Source organism: Rhizobium sp. GN54 (genome assembly GCF_021026345.1).
Taxonomy (GTDB): domain Bacteria; phylum Pseudomonadota; class Alphaproteobacteria; order Rhizobiales; family Rhizobiaceae; genus Mycoplana.
The window spans coordinates 55270-76175 of the sequence record NZ_JAJNCZ010000011.1 but is presented as its reverse complement, the minus strand read 5'-3'; the positions used below and the strand labels follow the sequence as shown (position 1 = coordinate 76175).

Below are 20906 nucleotides of genomic sequence, written 5' to 3'. Positions count from 1 at the left end.
AACGCATGGCTGGACGCAACCCGCCAGATAATCCCTATATTGCCAATCCCTATCTCGCGGCGCGCAACGAATGGAACGAGCGCTATGGCTCCTATGTGAAGGCGGCCGCGGCCTGGCGCATCGTCGGCGTCACCGGCATGGTGATGGCAGTGATCGGCTTCACTTACGCGCTCTACCAAAGCACGCAGGTGAAACTCGTTCCCTATATCGTCGAGGTCGACAAGCTCGGAACGGCCTCCGATGCCGGCTTCCCGCAGCAGATCGAATATGCCGATCCGCGTGTGGTGCGCGCCACGCTCGGCAGCTTCGTCTCGAATTTCCGGAGCGTGACGCCGGATGCGGTGGTGCAAAAGCAATATATCGACCGGACCTACGGCCTGCTCCGGACCTCGGATCCGGCGACAGAGAAGGTCAATGCCTGGTTCCGCTCCAATTCGCCCTTCGAGATGGCGAAGGCCGCCACGGTCGCTGTCGAGGTCAACAATATCGTCGCGCTCTCGAACCAGTCCTATCAGGTCGATTGGACCGAGTTCGAGCGCGATCGCCGCGGCAAGGAGACAGCCACCCGCCGCTTTCGCGGCATCGCCACCGTAACCCTCACGCCGCCGCAGGACGAGGGGGTCATCCGTCTTAACCCCATCGGTCTCTATGTCAGGGACTTCGACTGGACTGCGCAGCTTTGAAAGGCATGGCCCGAACATGAATATCCGACTTGAGAACTATTCGGCCATGCTGACTGCCAGCGCCATCATATCAGCGGCGCTGGCGTTCTCCGCCCTTGCACCTCTCGATGCCGTTGCGGCCGACGGCGTCACAGCCAATGAGGCGAAGGGCGTGAGCATCTCCGGCCAGTGGCGCGGATCGCGTGGTCTCGTGACCAAGGGCGCCGACGGCAAGGTGATCTTTCTTTACGGCGAGGTTCAACCGTCGGTCGTCTGCTCACCTCTGCAGGTCTGCGACATCGAGCTTCAGGGAGGCGAGGTCGTTCGCGACGTACTCGTTGGCGACACTGTGCGGTGGAAGGTCGAGCCGGCGACATCAGGTGCGGCGGACGGCCAGGCGATCCACCTCATCGTCAAGCCGTCTGAGCCCGGTCTCGTCACCTCGATGGTGGTGACGACGTCGCGGCGGACCTACCATATCCAGCTCAAGTCGCATTCGAGCCAATATATGGCCCGTGTCGGTTTCGAGTATCCGGAGGACGTCTCGGCGAAGCTCGCCGATATCAATGCCCGTCTCGAGGCGAGCACCATTCCAGGCGCCGGCGTGCCAGCCGAGCAGCTCAACTTCTCATATTCGGTCTCGGGAAGAGCGGGCTGGCGGCCGTCACGGGTCTATTCCGACGGCCTGAAAACCTACATCCAGTTTCCGCGCTCGATCTCCGGCCAGGATGCGCCGGTGCTGTTCGTGACATCCGGCGGCCAGAACCGGATCGTCAACTACCGCATGAAGAACGACATGATGGTGGTCGATTATCACATCGATCGCGCGGTGCTCGTCTCGGGCGTGGGCTGGAAACAGGAGAAGGTGACGATCAGAAGGGGAGGACGGTGATGCGAACCTTTGCCGACAATCTCCTCTTGCGCCCCATCCGCGCCCTTGCCGCAGCCGGCACCTTCGCCATCCTCCTCTCCGGATGCCAGTCTATGGGAACTGACGGTCTCGTCGCCAGCAACGCGCCGCCGGAAATCTCCGGCCCGGCGGCAAGCGCCATTGCCGACGATATGGTCAGCCGGCTTGCCGAGCAGATCGGACCCGGCAAGGCGACAGTTGGGCTGAAGGCGGACGCCTCGCCCTTCGGGCAGGCGCTCGAAGCAGCACTCAAAGGATGGGGTTATGCCGTCGTTACCGACCAGAAGACGGACGACGGAACGAAGATCATCCCGCTCGCCTATGTGATCGTGCTCTTCGACGGACAAGTGCTGGCGCGTCTTTCGACCGATAGCGTCGAGCTCGGCCGGGCCTACACCGTGACTGCCAGCGGTGCTGCGCCGGCAAGCGCGCTCTCGCTGATGCGACGTGGCTGAAGGGAAGCATCATGGTCCAATCCTTGCAACTTGGCGGCGCCGCAAATGCCGAAGCCGAATCTGGGCTCAAGCGGATCAACCGCCTGCCGATTGTCGTGGTGATGGTGCTAGTCATCGCTTTCCTGGGCGTGATTTTCTACGGGCTCTCCTCCCGTGGACTCTATTTCGGAAAGGACAGCGGTCCGGAGACAAGTTCGGGTAATCCGGCATCGACCTTCGCCGATCAGATCAAGCGCGGCGTAACCGACGGCATCATCGGCGAGCCGCAACAGCAGACCACGTTCCAAGCGACACCCACCGAGACCAAACAGGAAGAGAAGGCGAACAATCCCTTCACGCCCCAACCGGGACAAAACCAGGAACAGCAGCGCGGGCAGGAACTAGAAAACGAAGAGGTCTGGCGCGCACGGCTCGAGCGCGAACAACAGGAGCAGTATCTGCGTGAGCGGCATCGCCAGCGCATGGCCCGGCTGCAGGCGAATGACGCAGCCTATGACGCGCCGCTTGCCATCGATCGCAGCAAGCTCGAAGCGAGAGCTGACGAGATCACCTCAGCCGGAACGACGACAAACACGCCATCATCAACGACCGCCGGCGCTACCTCTGATCTTTATGCCGCCGCGTTGCGGGCCGGTCTCGGCGGGCAGAATGCCGATCCGAACGGACAATCCTCCAAGGAGGATTTCTTCAACGCCGATCTCAAGGAACTCGGATATCTCCCAAATCGTGTCGTGCCGCAGCAGTCGCCGTATGAACTAAAGCGGGGTTCGGTCATTCCGGCAACGTTGATATCAGGCATCAATTCGGACCTGCCCGGTCGTATCACAGCCCAGGTCAGTCAAAACGTCTACGACAGTGCGACCGGGCATCGCCTGCTGATCCCGCAAGGAGCGAAGCTATTCGGGCGCTACGACAGCAAGGTATCGTTCGGTCAAAGCCGAGTTCTCGTCATCTGGACCGATATCATCTTCCCAAACGGCTCCACGCTGCAGATTGGCGGCATGGCGGGAACGGATGCACAAGGCTATGGCGGTTTCCAAGACAAGGTGAACAACCACTATTGGAGAACATTCGGCTCGGCGGCACTGATCGCTCTGATCGGAACCGGGGTCGACGCGTCCATACCCGAAAGTTCGACGCTGGCCACCCAGGATACGGCCTCCGATGCGGCGAGGCGGAATTTCGCCGAGAGCTTTGGCCGCATCGCCGAACAAACCATCAGCCGCAATCTCAGCGTCCAGCCCACGCTCGAAGTCCGAGCGGGGTACCAGCTGAACATCCTCGTCGATCAAGACATTGTGTTTCCGGGCGCTTATCGACTACAGTGAAGGTCATCGGGAGTAGTAGCACCGTGTCGACGGAGCTAGTGAGTGTTCAACGAGAAACGGGGCCGCAGGTTATCCACGCCACCAAGATCGCCGATGCCGCGACACCAGGTTACTTATTCAACAAATGTCGGGCTAGTCGATATTGCGGGCGTTACGCAGGCGCATGCAGCGCGAGGTGGTGCTGCAAACCGGCCGGGAAATGCCTGAAACCTGTGCGCAGGCCATTGTCGAACATTGCACGGTGCGGTGAACGACCTCTTCGAAGCCTTGCGCCGGGCTTTGCAAATGACGGTGTCACAACTAGCGAAGGCCTGATCGGCCCGACGCCGCTGCGGGTAAGCAGTTCTCCCCCATTGAATCCGCAACTTTGTCAGCAGCCGCTCGGTTCATGCGGCCATGCCGTATGCTCTACCGGCTTGGCGACAGTTCTAAGATTGCTCAAGCCTAGCAACTGAGGCGCGCTCGACTACCTCTGTTTCCAGAACGATGCAACTTGGTTGGCCACTGCTTCCATTCAGGCGTTTAACCAGCATAGAGGCAGCCATCTCGCCGAGCTGGTAAACAGGCTGGCGAACGACTGTGACAGGGGGAGACGTAACCGACGTCCAATCGGCATCATGGAACGACACCAACGATAGGTCTTTCGGTATGCGAACCCGTAACTCTCGGCACACCTTGAAAACTTCGAGTCCGATAACGCTGTCCGACGCAATGACTGCGGTCGGGCGCTGCAACGAGGTAAGCATGTTTGTGATCGTTCGGCGGGTATGGTCTGGGGTTGCAGCACCTATTTGTATCGAGTCTTCTGTCAATTCAAGATGCTCTTTTTGGCAGACATCGAGGAATCCCTCGATGCGCCGGCGGACCGAACCGGTAGTTATATCGGTCGGTGTGTGAAACCGCTGGCCTGGGTCGCCGCAGCCCGTAATATAAGCGATGCGACGATGGCCTAGCCTAATCAGCCAGCGAGTGATCTCCTCAGCCGCCTGGCGGTCATTGGCGACCACCGTATCGACTTCTACCACCTCGCTGGCCCGATCAAGCAGCACTAGCGCTCTACCGGAGCGGGCGACTTGCCTGAGATGTTCGATATCGTTTACATCTGCGGGCGAAACGATCAGGCCATCGACCCGCTTTGTAAGCAAAGTGCGGACCGCATCCTTTTCGATTTCCGCGTCCTCGCCGGAGTTGATGAGGACGACGGTGAAGCCGGCCTGCCGCGCTACATCGTTAATCCCCCTCATAGCAAGACTGAAGAAGGGGTTCTCTATATCGCCGACCACGACTCCGATCGTGCCGGAACGCCCCGTGGTCATGCTACGAGCAAGCTCGTTAGGGTGGTAGTCAAGCGCGCGCGCAGCTGCAGCAACAGCTTCGCGAGTTCGATCGCTGACGATTCCATATCCGCCTAGAACTCGAGCGGCCGTGGCCTTTGATACGCCTGCCTTAAGCGCCACGTCGGCCACTGTAACTGGGGTGTTTCGAGCTTGGTTTTGATTCATGACGCCTCGCCTTTATAGGAGATATTGACGTCTAGCAATTCGAAGGCTAAATAACCAGCCAACAAAAAGAGACCGGTCTCATTGTTGATGAAACCGGTCTCTTTCCGGAACACACGACACATCGACTAGGGCACCACGGTTGGCGCTACTGCGTATCAACCAGATACTTTCTCCAACATTGGTCTTCCTCCATCACAATCGATAAGGGGCAACATGACACGACAGATACGATGGGGCGTCCTGGGCTGCGCCGGCATCGCCGCGAAGGCGGTCATTCCGGCGATCCAGTCGAGCCGACTCGGCCGAGTTAAGGCCATCGCTTCCCGGAATGGTGACAAGGCACGGCAGATGGCCGAACGCTTCGGCATCGCCAGGGCCTACGGCTCCTATGAGGACCTGCTGGCCGATCCCGAGATCGATGCGATCTACAATCCCCTGCCCAACTACCTACATGTGCCCCTGACGATCAGGGCGCTCCAGCAAGGCAAGCCGGTACTTTGCGAAAAGCCGATCGCGCTCGATGCGCAGGAAGCCGGAACGCTTCTGGACGCACAGAAGGCTGCCGGCCTGCCGGTCGCGGAAGCCTTTATGGTACGGCATCACCCACAGTGGAAACAGGCAAAGGCGCTGATTGCCGAAGGCCGGCTCGGCGAGGTCGGCGCCATACAGACAATCTTCTCCTATTATCTCGACGACCCCGGCAATGTTCGCAATCAAGCGGATATCGGCGGAGGCGGCCTGTTCGATGTCGGCTGCTATGCCATCAACACGGCCCGCTATCTTTTCGATGCCGAGCCGCTGCGGGCGATTGCGCTGATCGAACGGGACCCGGCCTTCGGCACTGACCGCCTGGTGAGCGGCCTGCTGGCCTTTCCGAAAGGCCGCCAGCTCGCCTTCACCTGTTCCACCCAGTTGGCGCTGACGCAGAAGATCACCGTTCTCGGCACCCGCGGGCGCCTCGAAATCCCCGTTCCGTTCAATGCGCCTGCCGATCTGCCGACCCGTCTCTTTCTCGACGATGGCCGAGATCTCGACGGCGGCGGACGCATCGAAATCGCCGTGGAGGCGGTCGACCAGTACCGCGAACAGGCCGATGCCTTCTGCGAGGCCGTGCTCTTCGGCACGCCGCTTGCCACAGGGCTGGAGGACGCCATTGCCAACCTGAAGGTGATCGACGCGCTATTCCGCTCCGCCGAAAACGGCCGCTGGGAAGAGCCCTGACCCGACCAATCCCTGCCGCACCTGATGAACATCACAAACCGACTGAAAGACAGACCATGACAGACAAGACCATCTCCTCTGCCGTTATCATCGGCGCCGGCATTTTCGGCGTTTCCACCGCCGTTCAGCTTGCCAGGCGCGGCATATGCGTCACCATTCTCAATGATGGCCCGGCGGCCAACGGCGCATCGGGCCGCTCGCTTTCCTGGCTGAACTCGTCGCGCATGCGCTCTGAACCCTATCACCGGCTGCGCATGGCCGGCATCGACCGCTATCGCACGCTGTTCGCGCGTAATCCCGATACCGACTGGCTGCGTTTTGACGGCGGTCTCACCTGGGATGCCGACGATGCGGGCAACGAGATCGCCGCTGCCTATCGCCATGAGGTTTCGCTGGCTTATGATGCACAGCACCTGGCCGCCGGCGAGGTAGCGGGCGTCACGCCGGGCCTCGATGCACGCGCGATTACCCCGCAGGGCGCGATCTTCAATCCCGGCGAGGGCTGGGTGGACCTGCCCGTCCTGATCGGCCTGCTTCTGAAGGAGTTGTCCGCTCTCGGAGGCGTGCTGGTGACGGATCAGGGGGCCGCGAGGGTCATCGTCGAAGATGGCCGCGCCACCGGCGCGCAGACTGCAAGCGGCGATCGTTTCAAGGCCGATGCCGTGGTGGTCGCCACCGGTCCGGCTGTGCCGAAGATGGTGGCGGAGAGTGGGGAGACCATCGGCGACGGAACGCCGATTGCGCTTCTGGTGCAGACGAAGCCGCTCGATCATCCGCTGCGCGCCGTGCTTAACACGCCGCGCATTGCCGTCCGCCCAGCGCCCGGCGGGACCTTTTCACTGGACGCCGATTGGGCCGCCGACGAAGGCGTGACGCTTCACCCCGATGGCAGCTACGCAATCGATGATGCGGTTTTGGAGGCGCTGATGGCAGAGGCGAGCAGGGTGATGCATGGCAATCCGAAGCTTGAGATTGCCTCCATCGGCATCGGCGGAAAACCGATCCCCGGCGATGGGGAGCCGGTGATCGGCGCTCTCAAGGCCATCCCCGGCTACTATATCGCCTTCAGCCACAGCGGTGCCACGCTCGGTCTCATCGTCGGCGAACTGCTCGCCTATGAGATTGCGACTGGAGCGGAACATCCGATGCTCGCAAAGTTCCGTCCTGAGCGCTTCGCATCACAATAAGGCGATAGTCTTTCCAGACCAACGCGCCCGTTCTGGCCAGGATCGGCGGTCGCAGATCGTGTGCCAGTTTCAGCGATGGCATGCCTATGCGAACCTTCGACGCGGCGCTACAAGGGGATCCCGAGGGATCCTCCTTGTACGATAGCGAAAGGTGAAACGGCTGGGAAACCGGCGAGTTGAGGGATGTTGCGGCGCTGGCGAATGTATGGCAAGTACTGCTCGCGCCCTAGACAGTGATGGGGTGTGGCGCAATCCCGACAATTCTTTTCGACGATCCCTTGAAGGATCTCAAGATAGCTTTGCGCGGGGCGACGCGCTCTGAAATCGTCAAGCTCGGACAAAGCATGTCCAGTATCACGATAATCTATGTGCCTCACGACGAGAGGAAAGCGATGCCTTTCGGCAGGCGGCAAAAAGTCAAGGGTCAGCTCGGCGTCCGCGCAGAAAGCACGCGTATCGACAAGGGCAGCGGAACAATTTTAGCATTCATTTGAACTCTCGATCTCGCCGAACATCTCGGCGAGGTGGAGACCCTCGCTGTAGACCTACCACGCACCAGCTACGGTCAATGGGGATGGGCCGCTTCTGCAAGCGCGTGCAAGGTAGTGGTTTTACCGCAGGACTTCGGGCCTACATTCCTTTGATGCTAAAAAGACCGCCTCACAACGCTACAGGCCCACTTTCTTGATTGTCTCGTCGTGAAAATCCCAGAATTCGCGCAAGAACCGGTCGATGATATCGGAGCGGCTCTGGTTTGCGGAGCGGATGGCGAGGAAGCCGGCATCGATGAAAATACCGAAAGGGCGGACGATCACGCCCCTCTGCGTAAACTCGCTGGCAGAGGTCGGGTCGATGATAGCAATCCCCGCTCCTTCGCTGACCAGTGTCAGCGCCGTGTGTGACAGCCGCGTTTCTAGTGTTGCAAGACGGCGCACGCCGGCCAGCGCCACCTCAACCCGCATCGCGAAGATGGTGCCCGGTTCGAGGCTGATCATGCGCTGCTCCTCAAGATCGCCGGGATGGATCGTCTCCTTGATGCAAAGCGGATGGCCTTCGGGAATGGCGACAACGGCGGCCAAAGGCCGGGTCTCGATCACGAATCCCAGACGGTCGAGCGGACCGTCGGCGTAACCGATGTCGGCCTGTCCCGCAGCCACGGCCTCTATGACCATGGAGGAGGGGAGACCGCTCAGCGAAGCATGCAGGTTTGGTTTGTCACGCAGGAAACGGGCGAGGAAACGGGGAAGAATGCCGTTGGCCAGCGCCGGCATCGCAGCAATCCGCAAAGTTCCCGCGGCGTGCCGTGCGATCTCCTCCGCCACGGAAGCAATTCGCTTCAAGCCGATGAACGCCCGATCCACCTCCTTCCACAGGGTCAGGGCCTCCTGCGTAGGGGTAATCTGGTTGCCCCGGCGCTCGAACAACCTTAGACGCGTTGCGTGTTCGAAGTCCCGGATCAGTCGGCTCACCGCGGGTTGTGTGACGGACATCAATTCTGCAGCAATCGTCATCTGGCCGGTGAGCATGACCGCCCGGAATGCCTCGACTTGTCGGAGGTTCATCGCAGACTCCATAACATTGGGTTATTCTTGTGCCGTTTTTTTGAATTTGACCGCATGGTGGGCCCGTGCGATCCCTTCTGTCAATAGAAGGGGCAAGCTTCCGAGGCCTTCTGAGTTCACGGCAGCAAGACAGTCTCTCCGGACAAGAAAGCGCTAAGAACCGGCCGCCTCGTGCGTCGGCGCGATGACGCGCGCAATCACGCATCGGAAATGAAAGGCTGGGCGGGTGGACTATGTGCGGCTCATGGGCTTCTGGCCCGGTGGATGGGGATACAGCCTGCTCACGGCCACCGCGATGACGGTCGCGGTCGCGCTCTGCGGCTTCCTCGTAGGAGTCGTGCTCGGCTGTCTTGGCGCGGCGGCAAGCTTCTCGCGCTTGCGCGCATTCCGCTGGGCCGCCGACGTTTACACCACGCTACTGCGCGGTATTCCCGATCTTCTGGTCATCTATCTCTTCTATTTCGGCTCGAGTTCGCTGTTAACGACGGTCGGGGCTTTGTTTGGCGCTGAAGGTTTTGTCGGTGCTCCCGCGTTCCTGACGGGTGCCCTGGCGATCGGCGTCGTCTCCGGCGCTTACCAGATGCAGGTCTTTCGCGGCGCCGTGTTGGCGCTGCCGAAAGGCGAGATCGAGGCCGGGCGCGCCTATGGCATGAAGTCATTGCTGCTGTTTCGCCGTATCGTCCTGCCGCAAGCCGCCCGCTTCGCCATTCCCGGCGTCGGCAATGTCTGGCAGCTGGTGTTGAAGGAATCGGCGCTCATATCGGTTATCGGTCTCGTGGAATTGATGCGGCAGGCACAGATCGGCGCCGGCTCCACGCGCCAGCCCTTCAGCTTCTATCTGACTGCAGGCGCCCTCTATCTGCTCATCAGCTTCATTTCCGGGCGGGGCTTCCGGCTGGCCGAACAGCGGGCGATGCGCGGCATACGGAGGGTTGCCTAATGCCCTTCGATCTTCCCTTTCTCGCCGAAAGCTTCGCGGCGTTGCTCAGGGGCATTCCGCTTACGTTGCAGCTGGCCGCCTTGTCCGTCATTGCGGGCGGCTTCCTGGCCTTCGCGCTCGCCTTCATGCGCATTTCCGGAAAGTGGTGGCTCGACGCGCCGGCGCAGTTCTACATCTTCGTTTTCCGCGGCACACCGCTCCTGGTTCAGATCTACATCATCTACTACGGCCTCAGCCAGTTTCCGATGCTGCGTCACAGCCTGCTCTGGCCTTTCTTGCGCGAAGCCTATTGGTGCGCGGTGCTGGCGCTGGCCTTCAATACCGCTGCCTACAGCGCGGAAATCATCCGTGGTGGTCTGCTTTCGGTACCGGCCGGCCAGATCGAGGCAGCCCGCGCCTGCGGTATGTCCGGTCACTTGTTGTTTCGCCGGATCGTCATGCCGTTGGCTCTGCGGCAAATGCTTCCGGGATATAGTAACGAGATCATTCTGATGGTGAAATCGACGGCGCTTGCCTCGACCATCACGCTTCTTGAAATCACCGGCATCGCGGCCAAGCTGATATCCGTAAGCTATCGCACTGTGGAAGTCTTCGTCTGCGCCGGCGCCATCTATCTTGCCATCAATTTCCTGGTCGCCCGGCTTTTTGCCTGGCTCGAATACACCGTGTCGCCGGAGACCAGAAGGCCGGAGGAACACCATGCCTGATGCCACCGCCACACCCGCAGTCGCGCTGTCCGGCATCCGCAAGAGCTACGGCCCGCTTGAAGTGCTGCATGGCGTATCGCTCGAAGCGCGGGAAGGGGAGGTGATCTCCATCCTCGGCTCCTCCGGCTCGGGAAAATCGACGCTGTTGCGCTGCATCAACATGCTTGAAGTCCCCAATGGCGGTTCTGTTGCGATCCAAGGCGAGGCGATCGCGCTCGACCAGACGCCGGGCAGAACTCCGCGTCCGCGCGACAACGCTCAGGTCAACCGCCTGCGCGCCAAGGCGGCGATGGTGTTTCAGTCCTTCAATCTTTGGTCCCACCTGACCATTCTCGAAAATCTCATCGAGGCGCCAGTCCATGTGCAGAAGCGCAACCGCAAGGACTGTCTGGCCGAGGCCGTGGCGCTGCTGGATCGCGTCGGCATCGCCGACAAACGCAATAGCTATCCGGCGCATCTGTCCGGCGGCCAGCAACAGCGTGCCGCGATCGCCCGGGCGTTGGCGATGCGGCCGAGCATCATGCTGTTCGACGAGCCGACTTCGGCGCTCGATCCCGAACTTGTCGGCGAGGTGCTGAAGGTCATGCGCGATCTCGCAGCCGAAGGCCGCACCATGCTGATCGTCACCCATGAAATGGCCTTCGCCCGCGACGTCTCCACCCGCACGATCTTCCTGCATAAGGGCCGGATCGAGGAGGAGGGCCCGCCTTCGGAAGTGTTCTCGAACCCGCGATCGGAGCGCTTCAGCCAGTTCATTTCGCGGGAAAACACCTAAGGCCGCAAGGCCAGCGGTCATTCTAGCAGCAAAACCAAACCAGAGGTGAACCCATATGAAACTGAAATTCACACTCGCCGCCCTGCTCCTCGCCGTCGTCGCCACAGGCACGGTTTCCGCGCAGGAACATAAGAAAGTCACTATCGCCACCGAAGGCGCCTATGCGCCCTGGAATTTCTCTGGCCCGAACGGTGCTCTCGAAGGGTTCGAAATAGACCTCGCCAAGGTGCTCTGCGAGCGCATGAAGGTCGAATGCGAGATTGTGGCGCAGAATTGGGATGGCATCATCCCTTCGCTGACGGCGAAGAAATACGACGCCATCATGGCGGCGATGAGCGTGACGCCGAAGCGAGAGGAAGTCATTGCATTCTCGACTCCCTATGCCGCTGGCATCAATGGCTTTGCCGTCGCCGCCGACAGCCCGCTCGCCGATATGCCCGGCACCGGCGAGAGCTATTCGCTCGACAGCGAGGCAGCCGAGGCTCAAAAACGGATCGACGAAATCGCCGCCCTTCTCAAAGGTAAGGCCGTCGGCGTGCAGGGATCGACCACCGCGTCCACCTTCATGGAGGCCTATTTCAAGGACGGCGTCGATATTCGGGCTTACAAGACCACGGAAGAGCACAATTTCGACTTGGTCAGCGGACGGCTTGACGCCGTCCTTGCCAACGCCACCGTTCTTGCCGCGGCACTCGAGAAGCCTGACATGCAGGGTGCGAAACTCTCCGGCCCGCTGTTTTCCGGCGGCGTCTTCGGCGTGATCGCCGTCGGCTTGCGCAAGGAAGACACTGCGCTCAAGGCGCAGTTCGACGAAGCCATCAAGGGCGCGCTGGCGGACGGCACCATCAAGGAGCTGTCGATCAAGTGGTTCAAGGTCGACGTCAGCCCGCGCGGCTGACGTTCTGATGCGAACCGGTGCGGCCCTCGGGGTCGCGCCGTACGCCGCACGCAAACGGACATTCTCTGATGCCTTTATTGGACAAAAGCGATATCGCGGTCGTCGGCGGGGGACTCGTCGGCGCTGCGCTGGCTTGGGGGCTTGCCCGCGCCGGCCTGAAGACCATGGTTCTGGACGGAGCGGATCTCGATCCGCGAGCGTCGCGTGCCAATTTCGCCCTCGTCTGGGTACAGGGCAAGGGTCTGCATGCGCCCCACTACGCGCTGTGGTCCAAAGCTTCGGCGGAGCGCTGGGCGGCCTTCGCCGCCGCGCTTGCCGAAGACACCGGCATCGATGTGGCGCTCAGCCAGCGCGGCGCCTTTTCCTTTGCGCTCTCTCTGGGCGAACTTGATGGGCTAGCGGCGGAGCTTGAGCAGATTGCCATCGAGACCGGTGGCGCGGCTGCACCTTATGAAATACTCACCGCGCAAGAGACGCGTCGGCACCTGCCGCTTGTCGGCCCCGATGTCGTCGGCGCGGCCTATTCGCCGGCTGACGGACATGTGAATTCGCTGCGCCTCTTCCGCGCGCTGCATGCGGCCATGCGCCATCGCGGCGTCGATTACCGCTCCGGTCATGCGGTCGAGCGCATCGAGCCGCAGGGCAACGGTTTTCGACTTGTCGGCGCATATGGCGCGATTGCCGCCCGCCGCATCCTGCTGGCCGCTGGCACCGACAACCAGCGCCTGGCCGCGATGGTCGGGCTTCACGCGCCGCTCAAGCGCAGCAAGGGCCAGATCTTGGTTACCGAGAAATGCCGCCCGTTCTTCGAATACACCTCTGCGACGATCCGACAGACGGACGAGGGCGGCGTGATGATCGGCGACAGCGAGGAGACGCACACCTCCGCCATCGCCACGAAACAGGAGATCAGTGCAGTGCTCGCCAATCGGGCCATGCGTGTCTTTCCCTGTCTCGCGGAGCTCAATGTGGTGCGCAGCTGGGCCGGCTTCCGCGTCAAGACCCAGGACGGTCTACCGATCTACGAACAGTCCGCCTCTCATCCCGGTGCCTTCATCGTGGTCTGCCATTCCGGCGTGACGCTGGCGGCCAACCACGCGCTGGTTGTCGCTCCGCAGATCGCCGCCGGCACTCTCTCGACCGATCTCGCACCCTTTCACTCGCGGAGGTTCCATGCTTCTGAGAATTCGTGAACCCGCCGAGATGGTAACCTTCTCCTTCGATGGCAGACACGTGACGGCAGCGCGCGGCGATACGCTGGCTGCGGCCCTTCTTGCCGCCGGTGTCGATACGTTCCGTGAGAGCGTGGTGGGCGGAGAGCCGCGTGCACCCTATTGCCTGATGGGCGTATGCTTCGAATGCCTCGTCACCATCGACGGCATCCAGAACCGCCAAAGCTGCCTGATCGAAGTGCGCGAAGGCATGGTGGTCAACAGTCAGCTCGGCGCCCGCCTGGTGACGGGGTGCGCAGATCGATGAGCATGCGCAGGATAACCGATGCGGGCACACTTGCCCCGCACTACGATCTCGTCGTCGTTGGCGCTGGCCCGGCTGGCCTGTCGGCCGCGACCGAGGCGGCCGCGGCCGGCGCCTGCGTGTTGGTGGCCGACGAAAATCTTGAGCCGGGCGGCCAGATTTACCGCGCCGTAACCCGCAATACGCAGGGACGGCAGGATTTCCTCGGAAAGGATTACTGGAAAGGCCGCATTATTACCGAGGCATTCTGCGCGTCATCGCTCGATTATGCCGCCGCGGCCACCGTCTGGAGCTTGGATGCCGCCGCGGCCGGGGAAGATCACGCGACCCTCGGCCTGACGCTCGGCGGCGCAGCACGGATGATCTCCGCCCGCGCCGTCATCCTGGCGACCGGCGCCATGGAGCGGCCTATGCCGGCAATTGGCTGGACGCTTCCCGGCGTCATGAGCGCAGGCGCGGCGCAGATTGCGCTGAAATCCGCTTCTGGCATTCCCGGCGGCCGCATCGTGCTCGCCGGCTGCGGGCCGCTGCTCTACCTGTTAGCCGATCAATTGTTGCGGGCGGGTGCCAACATATCTGCTCTGCTCGATACCGCTGACAAAAACCAACGGATGGCGGCGTTGCGTCATCTTCCGAATTTTCTGCTCTCCCCTTATGTCGCCAAAGGTCTTTCCCTGCTGTTCAGTGTGCGACGGCAGGTAAGGGTGATACCTGGGGTAACGGAACTGGCGATCACCGGCGCCCGGCGTGCGGAAGGCGTGCGTTTCCGCTCCGGCAAACGACAGGAAACGATCGCTGCCGATTGCGTGCTCTTGCACCAAGGTATCATCCCAGGCATCAATCTCGCCAGCGCCAGCGGTTGTATCATCGAATGGAACGACACCCAGCGGGCCTTTCAGCCATACACGGATAGCCATGGCCGCACCTCGCTTGCCGGTATACTGTCGGCAGGCGACGGGGCGGATATCGGCGGGGCCGAACATGCCGCGGTTTCTGGCCGCATTGCGGCACTGGCGGCACTTGCGGATATCGGCTTGCTGCCACCGTCGCAGATTGCCACTCGTCTCGAAGAGCTTGAAAAGCAACGCCAGCTCTACCGCCGCGGCCGAGCCTTTCTCGACACGCTCTACCGGCCGGCCCGCCAGTTTCTCGCGCCGCCAGAGCCCGACACCATGGTTTGCCGTTGCGAAGAGGTGAGTGCCGGAACCTTGCGGCAAGTGATTGCGCTCGGGGTACCGGGACCGAACCAGCTCAAAACCTTTTTGCGCTGCGGCATGGGTCCCTGCCAAGGCCGCATGTGCGCCTCGACCATTACAGAGATCATGGCAAATGAGCGAGGTGTCAGCCCCGCGGAGATAGGCACTTACCGCCTCCGGGCGCCTGTCAAGCCGCTGCGCCTTGCAGAGCTTGGTGCCCTGCCACAGACGCCGGCTGCCGTGGTCGCCGTCACCGGTCGCCCACCCGAGCACCGTTCAATTGAGGAAGAAGGAAAGAAGCAATGACGACACGTCACAGTCAGACCCCGATCATGCACCGCGTCGTTGAGTACAACGGCATCATCTTTGTTGGCGGCACTACCTGCGACGACGAGAGCCTCGACATGGCCGGCCAGACCCGCGAGATTCTTGCCAAGCTCGATAAATACCTCGCGGAAGCTGGCTCGGAAAAGTCAAAGCTGCTTTCGGCGACCATCTTCATTACCGACATGACCTTGAAGCCGCAGATGGATGCTGTCTGGAAGGAATGGCTTGCGCCGGAAAGCTTCCCCACCCGCGCCACCGTCGGCGTTGCCGATCTCGGCGGCACGACGCTTATCGAAATCGTCGTCACCGCGCACAGCTGATCCCGCAGCACCGAACCCTGTTAGGAAGGCAATCCGATGAAGATCAGCAATATCAAGATCTATCGTGTCGAGGGCGGCGGTCTGCGCCCGGTGCTCGTTGAGATCGAGACGGATGAGGGCATTTCTGGGTTCGGCGAGGCAGGCGTTGCGTATGGCTACGGCGCGCCCGCTGTTGCCGGCATGCTCGAAGACATGGCCTTGCAGCTTTCCGGTCGCAACCCGCTGGAAATCCGGCGGATCTGGCAGGATCTATACGACCATTCCTTCTGGGCTAAGGGAGGAGGGGCGATTTCGTTCGCTGCCATCAGCGCCATCGAACTGGCGCTCTGGGATATCAAGGGAAAGGCTGCTGGCCTGCCGGTCCACGAACTTTTGGGTGGCGCGGTGCGCACCGACATCAAGGTATATGCCAATGGCTGGAATCACGAACACGATGATGTGGTCAGCTGGGCGAAGGCTGCAGGCCGGCCATTGGCAGATGGCTACCACGCACTCAAGGCCTATCCGTTCGCCTATGAACTTCCTGATGGCACGTTCCGCCACGTCTCGGCGCGCATGCTGGACGATGGCCGCTTCCGCCAGGCGATCGAAAGAGTCAAGGCCCTGCGCGCCGAGGTCGGCCCGGATATCGAGCTGATGCTCGACCTGTCAGGGGGCCTCTGCGACGACCAGTTGCTGCGCTTTCTCGATGTCTGCCGCGATCTCGACATAACCTGGATTGAGGAGCCCGTCGATCCCTTCAACCTCACTGGCCTGTCGCGGGTTGCGGCCCGCAGCGGCATTCCGATCGCGCTCGGCGAGCGGGTCTATGGCCGCAGCGGTTTCCGCAACGTGCTCGATACCGGCGCCGTCTCGATCGTCATGCCCGACGTCGCCAATTGCGGCGGCATGCTGGAGGCGGTGCAGATTGCCGGCATGGCGGAAACCTACAACGTGCGCGTTTCGCCACACAATTGCGCCAGCTCGCTGTGCACCGCCGCCTCGCTGTCGCTCTGCGCCGCGATTCCGAATGCGATGAACCTCGAAGTCTATCCCTATTTCGCCGACTCCAACACCTACGTCCAGGTGCTTGAAAACCCGCCTGAGCAGGCTGTTAGGCGCGATGGGAAGTTGCAAGCGAACTCAATGCCTGGGCTCGGTATCACCGTTGACAGGAGACGCATCGAAGGGTGTTTGAGCTTCGCTCTTGTTTGACTTTCGCTCGTTTAACTGCATCTAGCTGAATAGCGTCTGGCACACCCGGAGATCCGTTCGTCGGCAGACAGAATGTAAAACTGTCAGCGATCACAGCAGGTACGTGGATGCGAAATGCCAAACGCGACAACATCCCCGACGCCAAGATTTGACCTAACCACGTCTGGGCAAGGTTGCGAATGTCCTGAAGTGACTTCAAAACGTCGTCGCGCGAGGGCAGGGGAGCACATTCTCGATCGGCAATACCAACCCACGTGCTGAAGCAGCGCTTCCAGAGCTCCGCTGAGATGAAGATCCGACTGCCCCACGGCGCCAGCTTTTCCATGACCTGCCAGGATTGGTCCGGCACCAGTCGTCATACGCTTGCCAGCTCGTTGAGGACCGTGAACCTGATCGCCGAGCAATTCTCCAACTAGAGAGAACACGAGGTCGTCGAGGTGCTCTCAACGTTTCGCCCTGAGCGCACCGCAGTGCAAACGAGGCAATAAATCTCTCAAGACGAGCGCGCCCGTTCTGAGCTAGGATCGGCGATCACAGAGGGTGTGCTTTCCACGAGGGCTGCCTATGGAAACCGTCTATGCACAATGAAGATTGTGAGAGATCGTCAACGTACGATAGCGAAAGGTGAAATGGTTCGGAAACCGGCGACTTTGAAGGATGTAGCGGCGCTCGCAGATGTTTCGCGCGCGACCGCGGCCCGTGCCTTGAACAGCTATGGTTATGTCGGCGACGAGACCGCCCAAAAGGTCCAGGCGGCGGCGGAGAAACTCGGCTACCGGGGCAACCGCCTGGCGCAGGCGCTGCGCAACGGGCAGTTGCCGATCGTCGGCTGCATTCTCGGCGACATCCAGAACCCGTTCTTCGCCCGGATCGCCCATGATATCGAGGTCCTTGCCCGCGAATGCGGGCACAATCTCGTCATCGGCAGCAGCGAGGAGGAACTGGGGCAGGAGATTTCCCTTCTCGCGAGCCTGCGGTCGCTCTCCATACGAGGTTTTGTCGTCGCGCCGACATCGGCCGACAACAATGCGCATCTGCAAGGATTGATTGCGGAAAACGTGCCTCTCGTCCTGATCGACCGTGTTGCCGAGGACGTCGAGAGCGACCATGTGGTGGTGGATAACGAGGGGGGCGCGCGCAAGGCGGTGGAGTATCTCATCGCCATGGGCCATCGCCGCATCGGCCTGCTGCAGGACGATATGCGCATCTTCACCTCGCGCGAGCGCATGACCGGCTACCGGACCGCACTTGCTGCCGGCGGCATCGAACCAGACGACCGGCTGATCGCCGTTTCACAATCCACGGTAGAGCACGCCGTCGACGCGACAATACGGCTCTTCAGTCAGAAGATGCCACCGACGGCGCTCTTCACGGTCGACAGCCTGATGACGCAGGGCGCTCTTCTTGCCTTCCGTTCGATGGGAATCTCCATTCCCCACGACGCCTCGCTGATCGGTTTCGACGACTTCAATCTGGCGACATTTACCGATCCGCAGATCACTGTCGTCTCGCAACCGGTTTCCGAAATCGGGCGGGCCGCCGCGCGGCTTCTGTTTGACAGGCTCTCCGGAAAAAGCGATCCGCCACAGAAAATCCGCTTTGAAACCAAGCTGATAGTTCGCGGCTCCGTCAGCCGCCACAGCGCCGGCTAAAGGCCGGAAACTGCCTCCCAGATTTTTTTGATGCCCTACTTGTCAGCGGGAAATTCTTGTGCGCTAAATATGTGTGAGATCGATCTCACATTGTCTCAAGGATCACTGCGTGAAGACGTCAGCTCGCTTCGAGGACGATTGCGGAGCGCAAAACGGGAAGGTTCAAATGCTCAATTTCGATAGGGATCGCTTTGTAAAGATCCAAAGCGGCGCGGTTGCAATCGCCAAGGACGTGCGTGTCCTGATGCGCGAACTGCTGGACGGCGGTCTGGAACGCATCTTCTTCATGGGGACCGGCGGCGTGCAGTTTCTGACCCAGCCGGCCATCGAGCTTGCACGCAACGCAACGCTCTTCCCGGTTTCAGCCGCCTATTCCGCTCAGGTCGTTCTGGAGCCGCCGGCAGGCCTCGACGACAAGGCGCTGGTCGTGCTGCCGTCGCTCTCCGGCACCACCAAGGAGAGCGTGCAGCTTCTCGCCTTCCTGAAGGAGCGCGGCGTGAAGACGCTGTCGCTCACCGGCCACAAGGATACGCCGCTCGGCCGTGACGCCGACCACAACTTCACCAACTTCGCCGAGGACGATACGTCTTCAGAATCGTTCTATCTCCAGACCCTGCTCATCGTGCTCGCCCTGCTGGCCGAGCGCGGCGAATACGCCGATTTCGATGCGACGGTCGGCGAACTGGCGCTGCTGCCGGAACTGCTGGTTTCGGTGAAGGAAGGCTACGAGGCCGAGGCCGCCGCGCTCGCCCGGGAAATCAAGGACGAGACCTACCACATCTTTACCGGCGCCGGCTCGGTCTGGCCGGAAGCGCACTACTACGGCATGTGCATTCTGGAGGAGATGCAATGGATCCGCACCCGCCCCGTGCAGGCATCCGACTTCTTCCACGGAACGCTGGAACTGGTGGAGCCGGGCGTCAGCCTCTTCGTCTTCAAGGGCGAGGATGCCTTCCGCCCGCTGACGGACCGCGTGGAGAACTTCGCCAAGCGTTACACCGACAAGGTGCGCGTTCTCGACGCGGCCTCCGCCAAGCTTCCGGGCGTCTCGGCCAAGACGCGCAGCCTCATCTCGCCGATCGTCCTGGCGACCATGCTGGAGCGCCTGAGCGCCCATCTGGAAGTCCTGCGCGATCATCCGCTGACGACGCGCCGCTATTACAAGCGCGTCGAATACTGAGATTTTCCTGGTCCGGCGGCGACGCCGGACCAGGTTTTCGACTTTTGCATGCCCCAAAGAAACGAAGACAACAGAGAGGAACTGCGAAATGAAAGCCAACACGTTCTTGAGCACGACGAGCCTCGGCTCGCTTTTCGCTGCCGCATTCGTCATCGGCGGTGTCGGCAGCGCCTCTGCGGCCGATCCGGTCGTGGCCGATCCCAATGCGGCGGTCGAATATTCCGGCACGGTCAGCGTGCTGACGAAATTCGGCCTGCAGCAGCTTTCCCCCTTCTTCGTCAACGCGGCCCAGGAATATGAAAAGCTGCATCCCGAGGTGAAGGTCGAACTCATCCAGGAGAGCGACGACAGCGTGAAGGGCAAGACGAAGGCCCTGGTCGCGTCCAATTCTCTGCCGGACGTCTATTTCACCTGGACGGGCAGCTGGGGTGAGAATTTCGTGCGCGGCAACCGCGCCGTCGACTTGACGCCGGTCATCGGCCCGGACACCGAATGGGGCAAGACGCTTGCGACGGCCGCGGTCTCCGCCTTCCAGTACAACGGCAAGCTTTACGGTATTCCGCTTTATCTCGATGCCAAGTTCATGGGCTACAACAAGAGCCTGTTCGAAAAGGCGGGCGTTGCCGAGCCGAAGACCTTCGAGGACCTGCTGAGCGCCTGCGCGGCCCTCAAGAAATCCGGTGTGACGCCAATCTCCTTCGGCAACAAGGAAGGCTGGCCGGGCGTACACTATGCGGGGCAACTGCTTGCCTACAACGTGCCGCAGGCGACGCTCGAAAAGGACTTCGTCCCGGCCACGGCGGAATTCGCCGATCCCGGCTACGTCGCCAGCCTGACGCAGTTCAAGCAGCTGATCGACGAATGCTCCGATGGGTCGGGTACCAACGGTTCCTCCTATGCCTCGGCCCTGCAGCAGTTCAGCAACGGCCAGTCCGCCATGTACTACCAGGAGATCATCGAATTCGATCAGGCGACGGCCGACGGCGCGTTGAAGCGCGAAGACTTCGGTTTTTTCAAGCTGCCGGTGCCTGCCGACGCCAAGGGTGACGTCAAGGCCATCGAGGGTGCGCCGGAGGGATACATGATCAGCGCCGCCTCGAAGAACATTCCGCTTGCCATCGATTTCATGCGGTTCGTCACATCGGCCGATAACGGCAAGGTGCTTTCGGCGCCGCCCTACGGCCAGCCGAGCGCGACGGTCGGCGGCTATTCTGCCGATGCCATGAACCCCGCGGTCGTCGATGGGCTGAAGGTGATCGCGGATTCCTCCTACCTCATGCCCTGGCTCGACACCGCCAATCCGCCGCGCGTGGCTGCCGCCTGGCTTTCCGGCCTTCAGGCGCTGATCGGCGGCACCATGCCCCCTGAAGAGGTCATGGAACGGGTCAAGGAAGCGGCGGCTTCGTCGAAGTAG

The 20906-nt window shown here is 61.4% G+C and carries 21 protein-coding genes; 19 read left to right on the top strand and 2 right to left on the bottom strand.

What is annotated here, in order from left to right; genetic code table 11:
- Positions 1-5 precede the first annotated feature (5 nt).
- Genes LQK81_RS22450 through trbI form a run of 4 tightly spaced genes read left to right on the top strand, consistent with a single transcriptional unit; the run spans position 6 to position 3355 of the window.
- A complete protein-coding gene (locus LQK81_RS22450; RefSeq protein ID WP_230808646.1) occupies positions 6-683 on the top strand; it encodes a conjugal transfer protein TrbF in 678 nt (225 codons plus the stop codon).
- A 16-nt stretch (positions 684-699) separates the two neighbouring features.
- Positions 700-1554 carry a P-type conjugative transfer protein TrbG gene (gene trbG, locus LQK81_RS22445; protein ID WP_230808645.1) on the top strand — a complete coding sequence of 285 codons (855 nt, stop codon included), beginning with the start codon at positions 700-702 and terminating at the stop codon, positions 1552-1554.
- A complete protein-coding gene (gene trbH, locus LQK81_RS22440) occupies positions 1554-2027 on the top strand; it encodes a conjugal transfer protein TrbH (protein ID WP_230808644.1) in 474 nt (157 codons plus the stop codon). The genes trbG and trbH overlap by 1 nt, the downstream gene beginning before the upstream one ends.
- Before the next feature lie 11 nt (positions 2028-2038).
- On the top strand, positions 2039-3355 hold the full coding sequence (gene trbI, locus LQK81_RS22435; RefSeq protein WP_230808643.1) for an IncP-type conjugal transfer protein TrbI: 1317 nt from the start codon (positions 2039-2041) through the stop codon (positions 3353-3355).
- A 428-nt stretch (positions 3356-3783) separates the two neighbouring features.
- Here the strand turns inward: trbI and LQK81_RS22430 are convergent, their stop codons facing one another.
- Positions 3784-4857, bottom strand: coding sequence for a LacI family DNA-binding transcriptional regulator (locus LQK81_RS22430; RefSeq protein WP_230808642.1), 1074 nt, complete (start codon positions 4855-4857; stop codon positions 3784-3786).
- A gap of 213 nt (positions 4858-5070) precedes the next feature.
- On the opposite strand from LQK81_RS22430, the gene LQK81_RS22425 reads away from it, so the two are divergent.
- From LQK81_RS22425 to LQK81_RS22415, 3 genes are all read left to right on the top strand, one after another.
- Positions 5071-6078 (top strand): Gfo/Idh/MocA family protein, encoded by a 1008-nt coding sequence (locus LQK81_RS22425; protein ID WP_230808641.1) that lies wholly within the window; start codon positions 5071-5073, stop codon positions 6076-6078.
- Between the two features lie 56 nt (positions 6079-6134).
- Positions 6135-7265, top strand: coding sequence for an NAD(P)/FAD-dependent oxidoreductase (locus LQK81_RS22420; RefSeq protein WP_230808640.1), 1131 nt, complete (start codon positions 6135-6137; stop codon positions 7263-7265).
- Positions 7266-7543: 278 nt separating this feature from the next.
- A complete protein-coding gene (locus tag LQK81_RS22415) occupies positions 7544-7759 on the top strand; it encodes a hypothetical protein (protein ID WP_230808639.1) in 216 nt (71 codons plus the stop codon).
- A gap of 174 nt (positions 7760-7933) precedes the next feature.
- Here the strand turns inward: LQK81_RS22415 and LQK81_RS22410 are convergent, their stop codons facing one another.
- Positions 7934-8827, bottom strand: a complete 894-nt coding sequence (locus LQK81_RS22410) for a LysR substrate-binding domain-containing protein (protein ID WP_230808638.1) — start codon at positions 8825-8827, stop codon at positions 7934-7936.
- Positions 8828-9071: 244 nt separating this feature from the next.
- Here LQK81_RS22410 and LQK81_RS22405 point away from each other — a divergent pair, with 244 nt between their 5' ends.
- The 12 genes from LQK81_RS22405 to LQK81_RS22350 all read left to right on the top strand — a co-directional run bounded on the left by LQK81_RS22405 (position 9072) and on the right by LQK81_RS22350 (position 20906).
- Positions 9072-9767, top strand: coding sequence for an ABC transporter permease (locus LQK81_RS22405; protein ID WP_269065091.1), 696 nt, complete (start codon positions 9072-9074; stop codon positions 9765-9767).
- Entirely contained in the window at positions 9767-10474 is a 708-nt protein-coding gene (locus LQK81_RS22400) for an ABC transporter permease (protein ID WP_230808636.1), read from the top strand. Before LQK81_RS22405 ends, LQK81_RS22400 begins: the two co-directional genes overlap by 1 nt.
- Positions 10467-11249, top strand: coding sequence for an ABC transporter ATP-binding protein (locus LQK81_RS22395; RefSeq protein WP_230808635.1), 783 nt, complete (start codon positions 10467-10469; stop codon positions 11247-11249). Before LQK81_RS22400 ends, LQK81_RS22395 begins: the two co-directional genes overlap by 8 nt.
- A 55-nt stretch (positions 11250-11304) precedes the next feature.
- Positions 11305-12147, top strand: coding sequence for a lysine/arginine/ornithine ABC transporter substrate-binding protein (locus LQK81_RS22390; protein WP_230808634.1), 843 nt, complete (start codon positions 11305-11307; stop codon positions 12145-12147).
- Positions 12148-12215: 68 nt separating this feature from the next.
- On the top strand, positions 12216-13340 hold the full coding sequence (locus tag LQK81_RS22385; protein WP_330166574.1) for an NAD(P)/FAD-dependent oxidoreductase: 1125 nt from the start codon (positions 12216-12218) through the stop codon (positions 13338-13340).
- The gene (locus LQK81_RS22380; protein ID WP_230808633.1) at positions 13321-13626 is read left to right on the top strand and encodes a (2Fe-2S)-binding protein; all 306 of its coding nucleotides are present in this window, start codon (positions 13321-13323) and stop codon (positions 13624-13626) included. The genes LQK81_RS22385 and LQK81_RS22380 overlap by 20 nt, the downstream gene beginning before the upstream one ends.
- On the top strand, positions 13623-15125 hold the full coding sequence (locus LQK81_RS22375) for an FAD/NAD(P)-dependent oxidoreductase (protein ID WP_230808632.1): 1503 nt from the start codon (positions 13623-13625) through the stop codon (positions 15123-15125). Before LQK81_RS22380 ends, LQK81_RS22375 begins: the two co-directional genes overlap by 4 nt.
- On the top strand, positions 15122-15466 hold the full coding sequence (locus LQK81_RS22370) for a RidA family protein (protein ID WP_230808631.1): 345 nt from the start codon (positions 15122-15124) through the stop codon (positions 15464-15466). Before LQK81_RS22375 ends, LQK81_RS22370 begins: the two co-directional genes overlap by 4 nt.
- Positions 15467-15502: 36 nt before the next feature.
- Positions 15503-16660: a mandelate racemase/muconate lactonizing enzyme family protein gene (locus tag LQK81_RS22365; RefSeq protein ID WP_230808630.1), complete on the top strand. Its 1158-nt coding sequence runs from the start codon at positions 15503-15505 to the stop codon at positions 16658-16660.
- Between the two features lie 650 nt (positions 16661-17310).
- Positions 17311-18312: a LacI family DNA-binding transcriptional regulator gene (locus tag LQK81_RS22360; RefSeq protein ID WP_230808629.1), complete on the top strand. Its 1002-nt coding sequence runs from the start codon at positions 17311-17313 to the stop codon at positions 18310-18312.
- Between the two features lie 166 nt (positions 18313-18478).
- Positions 18479-19492: an SIS domain-containing protein gene (locus LQK81_RS22355; protein WP_230808628.1), complete on the top strand. Its 1014-nt coding sequence runs from the start codon at positions 18479-18481 to the stop codon at positions 19490-19492.
- An 88-nt stretch (positions 19493-19580) separates the two neighbouring features.
- Positions 19581-20906: an ABC transporter substrate-binding protein gene (locus LQK81_RS22350; RefSeq protein WP_230808627.1), complete on the top strand. Its 1326-nt coding sequence runs from the start codon at positions 19581-19583 to the stop codon at positions 20904-20906.

Bases quoted from the DNA above. Each gene is read 5' to 3' on its own strand.
- LQK81_RS22365 (WP_230808630.1), top strand. From the start codon at position 15,503: ATGAAGATCAGCAATATCAAGATCTATCGTGTCGAGGGCGGCGGTCTG.
- LQK81_RS22410 (WP_230808638.1), bottom strand. From the start codon at position 8,827: ATGAACCTCCGACAAGTCGAGGCATTCCGGGCGGTCATGCTCACCGGC.
- LQK81_RS22395 (WP_230808635.1), top strand. From the start codon at position 10,467: ATGCCTGATGCCACCGCCACACCCGCAGTCGCGCTGTCCGGCATCCGC.
- LQK81_RS22405 (WP_269065091.1), top strand. From the start codon at position 9,072: ATGGGCTTCTGGCCCGGTGGATGGGGATACAGCCTGCTCACGGCCACC.
- trbH (WP_230808644.1), top strand. From the start codon at position 1,554: ATGCGAACCTTTGCCGACAATCTCCTCTTGCGCCCCATCCGCGCCCTT.
- trbI (WP_230808643.1), top strand. From the start codon at position 2,039: ATGGTCCAATCCTTGCAACTTGGCGGCGCCGCAAATGCCGAAGCCGAA.
- LQK81_RS22380 (WP_230808633.1), top strand. From the start codon at position 13,321: ATGCTTCTGAGAATTCGTGAACCCGCCGAGATGGTAACCTTCTCCTTC.
- LQK81_RS22385 (WP_330166574.1), top strand. From the start codon at position 12,216: ATGCCTTTATTGGACAAAAGCGATATCGCGGTCGTCGGCGGGGGACTC.
- LQK81_RS22350 (WP_230808627.1), top strand. From the start codon at position 19,581: ATGAAAGCCAACACGTTCTTGAGCACGACGAGCCTCGGCTCGCTTTTC.
- LQK81_RS22355 (WP_230808628.1), top strand. From the start codon at position 18,479: ATGCTCAATTTCGATAGGGATCGCTTTGTAAAGATCCAAAGCGGCGCG.
- LQK81_RS22370 (WP_230808631.1), top strand. From the start codon at position 15,122: ATGACGACACGTCACAGTCAGACCCCGATCATGCACCGCGTCGTTGAG.
- LQK81_RS22450 (WP_230808646.1), top strand. From the start codon at position 6: ATGGCTGGACGCAACCCGCCAGATAATCCCTATATTGCCAATCCCTAT.
- LQK81_RS22390 (WP_230808634.1), top strand. From the start codon at position 11,305: ATGAAACTGAAATTCACACTCGCCGCCCTGCTCCTCGCCGTCGTCGCC.
- trbG (WP_230808645.1), top strand. From the start codon at position 700: ATGAATATCCGACTTGAGAACTATTCGGCCATGCTGACTGCCAGCGCC.
- LQK81_RS22430 (WP_230808642.1), bottom strand. From the start codon at position 4,857: ATGAATCAAAACCAAGCTCGAAACACCCCAGTTACAGTGGCCGACGTG.
- LQK81_RS22425 (WP_230808641.1), top strand. From the start codon at position 5,071: ATGACACGACAGATACGATGGGGCGTCCTGGGCTGCGCCGGCATCGCC.
- LQK81_RS22400 (WP_230808636.1), top strand. From the start codon at position 9,767: ATGCCCTTCGATCTTCCCTTTCTCGCCGAAAGCTTCGCGGCGTTGCTC.
- LQK81_RS22375 (WP_230808632.1), top strand. From the start codon at position 13,623: ATGAGCATGCGCAGGATAACCGATGCGGGCACACTTGCCCCGCACTAC.
- LQK81_RS22420 (WP_230808640.1), top strand. From the start codon at position 6,135: ATGACAGACAAGACCATCTCCTCTGCCGTTATCATCGGCGCCGGCATT.